The 10,153-nt window shown below is 59.4% G+C and carries 9 protein-coding genes; 3 read left to right on the plus strand and 6 right to left on the minus strand.

What is annotated here, in order from left to right; genetic code table 11:
- From HMPREF0308_RS02530 to HMPREF0308_RS02555, 6 genes are all read right to left on the minus strand, one after another.
- Positions 1 to 1,344, minus strand: a 1,344-nt coding sequence (locus HMPREF0308_RS02530; protein ID WP_005528354.1) for an ABC transporter substrate-binding protein, incomplete at its 3' end; no start/stop codon positions are given.
- Positions 1,345 to 1,382: 38 nt separating this feature from the next.
- The gene (locus HMPREF0308_RS02535) at positions 1,383 to 2,135 is read right to left on the minus strand and encodes a GntR family transcriptional regulator (RefSeq protein WP_005528356.1); all 753 of its coding nucleotides are present in this window, start codon (positions 2,133 to 2,135) and stop codon (positions 1,383 to 1,385) included.
- 145 nt (positions 2,136 to 2,280) lie between these two features.
- Complete coding sequence (locus HMPREF0308_RS02540) at positions 2,281 to 3,273, minus strand: LLM class flavin-dependent oxidoreductase (RefSeq protein WP_005528357.1); 993 nt, start codon at positions 3,271 to 3,273, stop codon at positions 2,281 to 2,283.
- A 79-nt stretch (positions 3,274 to 3,352) separates the two neighbouring features.
- The gene (gene brnQ, locus HMPREF0308_RS02545) at positions 3,353 to 4,705 is read right to left on the minus strand and encodes a branched-chain amino acid transport system II carrier protein (protein ID WP_005528359.1); all 1,353 of its coding nucleotides are present in this window, start codon (positions 4,703 to 4,705) and stop codon (positions 3,353 to 3,355) included.
- 83 nt (positions 4,706 to 4,788) lie between these two features.
- The gene (locus HMPREF0308_RS02550; RefSeq protein WP_005528361.1) at positions 4,789 to 5,910 is read right to left on the minus strand and encodes a MalY/PatB family protein; all 1,122 of its coding nucleotides are present in this window, start codon (positions 5,908 to 5,910) and stop codon (positions 4,789 to 4,791) included.
- Between the two features lie 43 nt (positions 5,911 to 5,953).
- The gene (locus tag HMPREF0308_RS02555; protein WP_034656910.1) at positions 5,954 to 7,843 is read right to left on the minus strand and encodes an ABC transporter ATP-binding protein; all 1,890 of its coding nucleotides are present in this window, start codon (positions 7,841 to 7,843) and stop codon (positions 5,954 to 5,956) included.
- A 232-nt stretch (positions 7,844 to 8,075) separates the two neighbouring features.
- On the opposite strand from HMPREF0308_RS02555, the gene HMPREF0308_RS02560 reads away from it, so the two are divergent.
- The 3 genes from HMPREF0308_RS02560 to HMPREF0308_RS14420 all read left to right on the plus strand — a co-directional run bounded on the left by HMPREF0308_RS02560 (position 8,076) and on the right by HMPREF0308_RS14420 (position 10,070).
- The gene (locus tag HMPREF0308_RS02560) at positions 8,076 to 8,600 is read left to right on the plus strand and encodes a hypothetical protein (protein WP_034656754.1); all 525 of its coding nucleotides are present in this window, start codon (positions 8,076 to 8,078) and stop codon (positions 8,598 to 8,600) included.
- Positions 8,597 to 9,127, plus strand: a complete 531-nt coding sequence (idi, locus tag HMPREF0308_RS02565; protein ID WP_005528364.1) for an isopentenyl-diphosphate Delta-isomerase — start codon at positions 8,597 to 8,599, stop codon at positions 9,125 to 9,127. Before HMPREF0308_RS02560 ends, idi begins: the two co-directional genes overlap by 4 nt.
- A gap of 655 nt (positions 9,128 to 9,782) precedes the next feature.
- Positions 9,783 to 10,070: an HD domain-containing protein gene (locus tag HMPREF0308_RS14420; protein ID WP_169305106.1), complete on the plus strand. Its 288-nt coding sequence runs from the start codon at positions 9,783 to 9,785 to the stop codon at positions 10,068 to 10,070.
- Positions 10,071 to 10,153 lie beyond the last annotated feature (83 nt).

A 10,153-nucleotide genomic window follows, 5' to 3' on the forward strand; every position in this document is an offset into this window, starting at 1 on the left:
CACTGCCTCGCCCATGAGCTTGGGGTATTGCTCCTCGGGGGCGGCGTCGGCAGCCGCGAGCAGGTCGCGGGCCTTCTGCGAGTCATAGCCCAGGTAGTAGTCTGGGCTGCCAAAGAGCGTGGGGATGTCGCGCGGCTCCACGTGGGAGACCAACGACATCTGGTAATCCTTGGCGCCCATGACCTGGCCCAGCCACACGGCGGGGAACTCGGCGGACTCGAGGGTGACGTCGAAACCGATCTCGGTTAGCTGGGAGTAGAGCAGCTCTGAGACGCGCTGGGCATAAGGCAGGGTCGGCGCGGTGATGGTGACGGGGGCTCCCACGGCACCGGCCTCGGCGAGGAGCTTTTTCGCGCGCTCGGGGTCGAATCGGTAGTAGTCCTTATCGCTAGACCAAGGGTCTGTCGGTGGGACCGGTGCACCGCCGGTGTCCTGGGCCATGCCGCCCCACAGGACCTGGTTGGCGGCATCGCGATCCACGCCGTAGGCCACGGCCTGGCGCACGCGAGGGTCGTCGAAAGGCGCGGCGTTGTTGTTCATGGACAGCAAGACCTCGCCGTTGGTGGTGCCTACCGTGGTGCGGATGTCGGAGCCCAAGTCATCGAGGAGCTCCGGGTTCTGCATTGCCCACACCACGTCGACGCCGCCGGACTTCAGCGAGTTCACGGAGGAGACAGCGTCAGGGAAGTACTGAATGGTCACGTCTTCCTGCGGGACCTTCCCCCAGTAGTCACGGTTGGGGGTCAGGGAGATGAACTCGCCAGGGGTAAAGCCTGCGAGCGTGAACGGGCCCGTGCCCACCGGGGTGGTGGCAAGGTCCGTGGCGGTGGGGGTCATCATCGCGCCGATGGCGGTGCCCATGGACCACAGCCAGCCGTTGGAATGCTTGGACAGTTTCACCTTGAGGGTGTGCTCGTCGATTGCGGTGGCGGAGTCAACTACCGCCATCTGCTTGGCGATGCCGTTGGTCCAGTTCTCTTTCACGTTGTTGATGGAGTATGCGGCGGTCTCAGCGGTGAAGGCGTCACCGTTGCTGAACTTGATGCCTTTGCGCAAGTGGAAGGTGTAGGTGGTGCCTTCGGTGTCCCAGTTCTCGGCAAGTCCGGGGACTATCTCATCGCCCTCAATACGTACGAGGGTCTCGTATACGTTGCTCATGAGTGCAGCGGGAATGGCCGCGCCGCCTACATTGGTGAAATCGAGAGAGGTGGCGGCGCCGGTTGTGGCGATAGTCAGCGAATCACTGGTGGTTTCTTTGACCGCGGTGTGGCCAGCTGAGCAGGCGCTTAGCGACGCCCCGAGAACTAGCGCGCAGGCCATGCGCGCTAGGTGTACTTTCTGCATGAAAGCAGGTTAATCGGTGGGGGTGGGTTGCGCGAAATCTAATCAGTCAGCATGACCTCGAGTGGCGACGTTGTGCCGCGAACATTAGTGATACCGAGCTGCATGCGGTCTGCGAGGAAGAGGTTCTCTGCGTATTCCACCGGACGGCCGGTGCGGTCAGACAGCTCGAGCTGGACGCGCCATAGGGGTGCACCGGGCTCGCAGGCAAGAGCCTGCGCGTCCTCGTCAGAGGCATAAACGAGAGTGAGAAGCCGGTGGGCATTGTCGTAATCGACACCCTTTTCAAAAAGGTGGCTGTGGATGGAACCGGAGTCTGCATCGAAATCGAGGATGTATTTGCCCACGTCAAGGGGGAAGTACATGCGCTCGATGGCGAATGAGGTGCCGAGGGTGGTGCGGATGCGATGGACGAAGACGATCTGCTCATCCTCCGGGAGGCGCAGGTACCTTGCAGCATCCTTGGGGGCAGGGCGACGGGCGGTCCACAGAGTCTTTTGTCCTGCATCAAGGCCGCGGCTTTCGAGCCAGTGGGAAATGGAAAGGATGGAAGCAAAGTCTTCCGAGTTGAATCGGCCCAGAACTACTGAGCGGCGTCCGCGTCCGGAGCTGACTAATCCCTCTGCACGCAGAGTTGCGATTGCTTGGCGCACTGGACCGCGGGAGGAATCAAACTTCGAGCACAGCTCTGCTTCGCTCGGGAAAAATTCTCCCGCCTTGATCTCTTCTTCCTTGATGAGGGCCCGAAGGTAATCTGCGATCTTTTTGTGCTGCTGCACCTCGCGCACTGCCATGCGTCCTCCTTCGTTACTGAACAATGGAAATGCTAATCAAGTTAAATCTAAGGTTTTAATCACATGGAAGTTATGTGTTTTCCCTATTTTGAAAGTAGTCCAGCTGCCGTACAGGTGGTGGTGGAGAAGTCCTAGTGCAGGATTTCTAGTGCAGATCCCAAGCCTTCGCCAGAAGGTCCATGTTGTGGAGCACGTTGTCGTGCGTGGTGGACTGCAGAGAAATCATGAGCTCGTCCGCCTGAGCCTTTTTCTGGAAGCCCTCGAGGTACTCGTGGACCTCATCGGTGGTGCCCACTGCGCTGTACTGCAGCATGTCAAGAATTTGCTGGCCTTGGTGGGAGTTGACGATCTGCTCGACCTGCTGGTCGGTGAGGTGCTTGCCGCGGCCGGCAAATGCCTTGACGCGGTTGAAGCAGACCTTCTCGTATTCGGCGTCGGCAGCCTCCTTGGTGTCGGCGGCCAGGACGTTAACGCCGGCAATGACATAAGGCTCGCTGAGTGCCTCAGAAGGCTGGAAGTTGGTGCGGTAGTACGCCGTGGCGGACTCCAGGTGGGTCGGCGCGAAGTGGGAAGCGAAGGCATAAGGCAGGCCATATTTCGCTGCTAGGGATGCGCCGAACATAGAAGAGCCCAGAATGTAGAGCGGCACGTGGGTGTTTACTCCGGGGATGGCCTGGACGCCTGGGACGACGGACTTGCCGGAGAAGTAACCTTGCAGCTCGCGGACGTCTTCCGGGAAGCGCTCAGCGGCGTGGGCATCGCGGCGCAGGGCGCGGCCGAGGGTGTGCATGTCGGTGCCGGGCGCACGGCCGAGGCCCAAGTCGATGCGATTGGGGTAGAGCTCAGCTAGCGTGCCGAACTGCTCGGCGATGACATAAGGGGAGTGGTTGGGCAGCATGACGCCACCTGCTCCCAGGCGGATGGTGTTGGTCTTAGCGCCGATGTGGGAAATGAGCACCGCCGGGGATGACGAAGTGATGTTCGGCATGTTGTGGTGCTCGGTGTACCAGATGCGGGAGTAGCCCAGCTTTTCGGCTTCTTGGGCTAGCTCCACGGACCTGGCCATGGACTGTGAGGCGGTCTCGCCCTCGTAAATGGTGCAAAAGTCGAGGATTGATAGCTTGGCGTGTTCCGTCACTGAAATAGGTCCTTAGTTGGCATTGATGTGCGAGTTCGTTCTCGTCTTCCAACGCTACGCCAGCACCATTTATTTCTCTCTAATTCTTTCGCTGAGCGAAGTCGATGGCAACGCCGATGAGCGCCGCAACGGCGGTTGGAACGAACCAGCCCAAGTCGACGGACTGGCCTGGGGAGGCGTTCAGTAGCGGCTCGGCAGCAGCCAGCCAGCCCTGGTTTGCCAGCACCGTCAGCGCAGACCAGACCACGGAGGTCCACAGTGCAAGCAGGAAGGCCCAGCGGAAGGCCACGGCGTTCTTGACCACCGGCTGGATAAGGGTCAAAGCGATGAGTGTGATAGCTGGTGGGTAGAGGAAGATGATGAATGGAACCGCGATAGAAAGCACTGTCTCGAGGCCCTGGAATGCGAAGGCGATAGAAAGCAGGGTGAAGACTACGGCCCAGAAGTGGTAGGTGGTCTTAGGGACCAGCTGAGCAAAGAACTCAGAGGTTGCAGTAATCAAGCCCACGGCGGTGGTCATGCAGGCGAGGATGACAATCGCGGAGAATACCGCCTGGCCCACGCCGCCCATGGTGGAGTTCGCGGCGTCGGCAAGCAGTGTTGCGCCGGACTCATAAGACTGTCCATCCTGGATGGTCTGGCCGATCCAGCCCAGGCCCAGGTAGATACAGGCGAGGAGGCCACCGGCGATGACGGCCGCGGTGATGGTGCCGCTGATGACCTGCTTGCCGGCTTTGAAACCCTTGGACTGTAGGGAGGAGACAATGACGATGGAGAACGCCAAACCTGCGATGGCATCCATGGTGTTGTAACCCTCAAACAGGCCGGTGACCATTGGTGCGGAGGTGTAATCTTCGGTGGGGGCGGCCGGGACGCGTTCAGCGCCAAACGTGGCCAAAGTGATGAGCACAAGCAGCAGGATGACCAGTGCAGGGGTCAGGAACTTGCCCAGGGTGTCGATGATGCTGTTGGGCTTCCAAGACAAAGCAAGGGCGATAAGGAAGAAGATGATGTTGTAGGTGACGTTGGCGCCGAAGCCTTCCCAGCCAAACAGCGGGGTGATGGCGGTCTCCATGGAAACCGCACCGGTGCGCGGCAAAGCGTAGAAAGCGCCGATAGCAAGGTATGCCATGGCGGAAAAGACAACGCCGAAGAACTTGCCGCCGTAGTTGCCGATATCGCGCACGGACTGGCCGGAGATGGACACTGCCACCACGGCTAGGACTGGCAACAAGACGCCTGCGGCGAGGAATCCCAGAATGGCAGGCCAGAAGTTGGTGCCGGAAGCGACGCCCACCATCGGCGGGAAAATCAGGTTTCCAGCGCCGAAGAACATGGAAAAGAGCATGAGCGAAGCCACGATGATGGTCATCGTGGGCTTCGTGTTGGAGCCAGTAACCGGGCTCGCGGCGGTATCTGTTTGTGTTGTCATTATCTTCCTCGTTTGTCTCAATCCTTGGGATGAGTTTCTCACACGACGTTAATCGGTGATGGGAAGTAAAGGCAAATTTCTAATTATCGCTCGAAAGCATTCTCGAGGCGGTTGAGTGCTTCCTCGAGGATCTCGCGGGACGTGGCGAAGTTCAGACGCGCGTGATGCGAGCCTCCAGTGCCGAAGGTTTCGCCCTCGTTGAAGGCCACCTTGGCATGCTCACGCAGCCACTTCGCCGGCTGTGGATTGTCCCCGATGGCGGTCTCGCGGAAGTCGAGCCACAGCAGGTAGGTGGCGTCCGGCTGGCTGGACTTGAGCCCTGGCACGCGCTTCGGTAGTTCTTCAACGAGCCAGTCACGGGTCTCGCGCAGGTACTCCAGCTCTTCATCCAGGAACTCCTGATCGCGGTAGGCGGCCTCGGCCGCCAAGACTCCGAGGGTGCCGGTTCCGTCCTTGGCCACACCGGTCAGGGAGTTCCACGTTGCGACGTCGTCGGCGTTGGAGAAGATGATCTGCGCGCACTTGAGGCCCGCGGTGTTCCATGCCTTGGACGTGGCGGTCACGGTAAGAGCGCGGCGTGCACCGGCCTCGCCTAGGGAGGCAACCGGAATGTGCTTGCCATTGAAGACTAGGGGAGCATGGATCTCGTCGGAGAGAATGCGTGCGTCGTACTTCTCAGCCAAGGCGACGAGTGCGGTCAGGTACTCCTCGTCGAACACGATGCCCAGCGGGTTGTACGGGTTCGAAAGGAGAATAGACCCGGCACCTGCCTGGAATGCGCGCTCAATATCGTCGAGCTCCAGGGAGGTCTCAATCTTCTCGCGGCCGGCGGTCTCCGGCAGCTCCAGCAGCGGCGGGTAGGAAGGGACCGGCACTACGACGGCAGAGCCCGGGCGGGTGAAGTACTGCAGACCCACTAGGAGGCCGCGGACGACATCGCCGATCCAGAAGATCTGCTTCGGGTTAGGGCGCCAGCCGTAGCGGGAATCGTAGAAGTCAGCCAGCGCTTCGTTGAGGCCAGAGGATTTGGGGGCTGGGGTGTAGCCGAATGTCTGTTTCTTCAGGGCCTTTTCCAAGACCTGCTTGACTGCGGGGGCGGTGTCAAAGTCGGATTCGGCGATCCACAGTGGGAGGACGTCTTCGCCGTACACCGTCCACTTGCGGGTACCGCGGGCTTTCAACTCTTCAAGGCTTGGAAACTGCATGCTCCCAACCCTAGCGTGCAGGCTGAAAAAGGGGCTGGGAAATTTATTCTTGGCTGCTATCCTCGTAGTCCTGCTCGTCATGGCCTGGCTCCACGAAGCCGTACTTCTTCAGGCGTTCGCGGTCGGCACGGGAGCTGGACTGGGTAAGGCGCAGCAGCTCCGCGTAGATGCCGCCGGACTGGGCAAGCTCGGCGGGGGAGCCAATCTCGTCGATGCGGCCGTGATCGAGGGTGATGATGGTATCGACGTCCGCGATGGTGGACAGGCGGTGGGCGATGATGAGCGTGGTGCGGTCCTTCATCAGCTCATCCAGTCCTGCCTGCACGGCGCGCTCGGCCTTGGTATCCAGCGCGGAGGTGGCCTCGTCGAGGACCAGGATAGGGGCGTCCTTGAGCATCGCGCGCGCCACCGCCACGCGCTGCTTCTGGCCGCCGGAAAGCTTGAGACCGCGTTCGCCGATGACGGTGTCGTAGCCTTGGGGGAAGGCCTGGATGAAATCGTGGGCATTGGCACGCTTGGCGACGTCGATTATCTCCTGGTCGGTGGCACCCGGCTTGCCGTAGGCGATGTTGTCACGAATAGAGCCCGAGAACAGGTAGGACTCCTGGAAGACCACACCCACCGAGGCGCGCAGGCGCGCTGCGGTGAGCTCGTCGACGGCGTGGCCCAAGACGCTGAGCTGCCCCTCGGATGGCTGGTACAGGCCCAGCAGCAGGTTGACCAGAGTGGACTTGCCGCCGCCCGACTCGCCCACGAGCGCCACCTTGTGGCCTTCCTCCGCAGAGAAGGAGATGTGGTCCACCACCGGTTTGTCCTCCTCATAAGCAAAGGAGACGTCGTTGAAGGCAAAGATTGGCTCGCCCGGGGTGGGCTCCAGCGGGGCAACCGGGGTGAGGTCGAGCGCCGGGGCGTCGGAAGCCGTGGTGGCGTCGATGAGGCCTTGGTTGGCGGTGGGCTCGAACTCTTCCTCCATGACCTTGAAATAGTCCTTGGAGCCGGCGATGGCGCGCTGTGCGGTATCAACGATCCAGCTCATCATGAACACCGGCTGCTTGGCTAGGTTGACCAGCTGCAGGATCATGACCATGTCACCGATGCTGAAGTGACCTTCCAGCGTGCGCCAGAAAACGATGCCGTAAATGCCCAGGAAGATAAGGGCCATGGCCACGCCGCGGACGGTGTCCATGGAGTGCCACCAGCGCGACTGCGGCTTGGTGGTGTCCACGATGCGGCGGTAGAGCTTGCCAAAGTAGTCGAGTTCGCGGACCTCGGCCACGAAGGACTTGGTGACCTTGACCTGGCCGATGACCTCAGCGAAGCGGCCATTGGCCTCGTCGATGTCGGCGTTCTTTTTGCCCTCGTACTTCTGCCAGCGCGTGGAGGTCAGCGCAGTCAGCCACATGTAGATGGGGAAGAGGGCGGCGAGCAGGATCGCTAGCGGCCAGTAGTAGAAACCCATGATGACGAGGACGGCGATGGCCTCGATGAGCATCGTGAAGAAGTTATTGGAGAAGGACTGCACAAACTGCGTGATATTGGAGATCGAGCGGTCCAAACGCGCAATTAGGGTGCCGGTGACCTGGTTGTCGTAGTAGCCCTGGGGCACGGAGAGCAGCTTGGCAAAGTAGCGCGTGGACAGGATCTGGCGCAGGCGGGCGACCATGACGTCGCCGATGTAACCGCCGACGTTCCTGACGAGATTGCCAATCGCGTCCGCGGCAAACAGGGCGATGACCAGCCACATGACGGTACGCAGGGCGTCGCCAGCCGGCGTCCCACTGCCCAGCGAGTCAACGATGGTGTCGGTGGCTTCGCGAACCAGGAACGGCGAGACAAGCGACAACACCGCAGTGATGGTGGCGGTGAAGAGGACACCTACGTAGAAGGGCCACAGTGCGGAGGCACTGCGAGTGATGCGCAGAATGGAATTCACGGGGTTTAGCTCAATTCGGTAGGAGGCAAGGCCGCACGGCCTAACTTTCATGCAAACGGACAGTATGCCACTCCAAGCAGATAGCGGCATAGTCAGTGACAAGAAAAGGCATAGCTGTGCTTTGTTTGTAGAGCCGTGATCGCGGGGAATGGAGCTGTCTGCGTTAAGGTATTGAGGAAAGTTTGTTTTGTCCCACAGCAAAGAGGAATTCGTGGTGAAAAGGTCTCTGAAAATGATTGCCGGCTTGGCTGCAATCAGCACCATCACTTCGGGCTGCGCCATTCTGCAGCCAGAGGATACTGGTTTGGGCGAAAACATCGTGGTTTCCAGCTCTGAAGAGCCTCCGTACGAGCCCAAAGACGTAGACAACAAGGAAATTACCTCGGATCTCGGCGCCAAAGTTAAGGACGATGGGCTCAACGTCGAGTGGGAGCTGCAAGGCGTCTATTCCGACTCCGTGCGGGGATCTGTGGTGACCATCAAGCTGCACAACCTCAATGACCAGGCCCTACCTGTTGATGCTTTCGAGGATCCCGTCCTTGAGCGCGCTGACGGCAATGGTGGCTGGTCCAAGATTGAGCTGCTGCCTTACGACGCCGCGACCAACCCCGATGTTGCCGCCCCTGGGCTGGACCTTCCGCTGGGCGCCGGTGCTTCCACCAACTTGCAGTACCGCTTCAACGTGGCCCCGGGCAACCTGTGGAACGCCCGCTTTACCATCGGAAACGTTACTTACGTGGGAGACCTTAACCTATGACAGAACTCGTAGTCCTCGCCGGTTCCGACGGACTACCAGCCGGAACAGCTGATAAAGCGGCCGTTCACACCACGGATACCCCGCTCCACTTCGCGTTTTCTGCGTGGGTACTGCGTGAAGGCAAGGTTCTGGTCACTCGCCGTGCGTTGAGCAAGAAGACGTGGCCGGGCGTGTGGACTAACGCTTTCTGCGGTCACCCCGCCCCAGGCGAGGAGAACGCCGCTGCAGTCATCCGCCGTGCCCACTTTGAGCTTGGCCTTGCGATCTCCGAGGTCCGCGAAGTGCTGCCGGACTTTTCCTACCGCGCGGTGGATTCCTCTGGCATCGTCGAACACGAGATTTGCCCGGTCTTCCTCGTGGAGCTCGCGCCCAGAGTAGAGCCGCAGCCTAACCCAGATGAGGTCGACTCCTACGAGTGGGTCGAACCCGCCGAGCTCATCCGCGCCGCCGAGGCCACCCCGTTTGCCTTCAGCCCGTGGATGGTTGAGGAGCTGGCGGAGGCGCCGCTGCGCCAAGTGCTGGCTTAGCAGAAAGGAATTTAAGGGATATTCGGCTGTCCTTAGAGGCTGACCTATCCCGACTATTTCGGCTTCGACTGTTGTGGGCTGATTTTTGATCCAGGGCTGGTGTAAACGCAGACGCCCCGCTTTCCGAGGTCTTATGGAATCTAGGTCCTCCATAGCAGCGACAGCATAAGCTGCGTAGTTTGGGGCTTTCGCTCACCTTGCCTATTTCGTGGTTAGTGAATGCTCTCAAATGCCAATCCGTATATGGCGTGAGCTTTACACAAAAGTGAGACAGAGACTTGCTCTAAGCTTTCCCAGAGCACGACCACGGCGTTTGAGTTGATTCTTCGTGAGCAAGTGGAACTCGGCATTGCTGAGGAAGATGTTTGGGCGAGGTAGATTCATTGCGTTAGCAACTGCTATGGAACTTGTGTGCGACTTCTCGACTCGCGTGTCATCGTCTCCGTTTAAATTGAAGACATGAGTGAACTGAAAAACCCGCTTGCGCGGGTAAGAAGTTGCTGCCAAGTTATCAACTCAAGGCTTACTTGGCTCATCCCGACAACTGCGGGAGTCATTGCAACATGCACATCGTACCGCCGCTCTGTAGTAGACTTAAATTTGAAAGTTTTTAATAGTAATCCTTGAGTTGCGGATCTGAGGTAAGTTGATTGTTATGGTAGGTGAAAGCTTTCTCGGTCCAGCATCGCTAGCGTGGGCTAAACCTGGGGATGAGTCGGGTTATTTGTCGGTGTGGCAGCACCTTGTAGATACCCGGGATGTTGCTTCACGTTTGTGGGACACGTTTGTTGCGGATTCAATTAAGCAATCATTGGCTACAACAGAAAGGCTTGAGGTTTCTGAAGTCCGAGCATTGGCCGTGTTCTTGGNGGGATCCACGATGTCGGCAAAATCACCAGAAGTTTTCAGTGCAAGATACCGCCTGGGGCCAACGCAGAGATGATTCTTGGAAGTCTCGAAGACGTTGGATTAGATCTGGAATTTGGGATCGAAGAAGTCGGCGCTTACTTCCCTCACGGTTTGGCC

Source organism: Corynebacterium striatum ATCC 6940 (assembly GCF_000159135.1).
GTDB lineage: Bacteria > Actinomycetota > Actinomycetes > Mycobacteriales > Mycobacteriaceae > Corynebacterium > Corynebacterium striatum.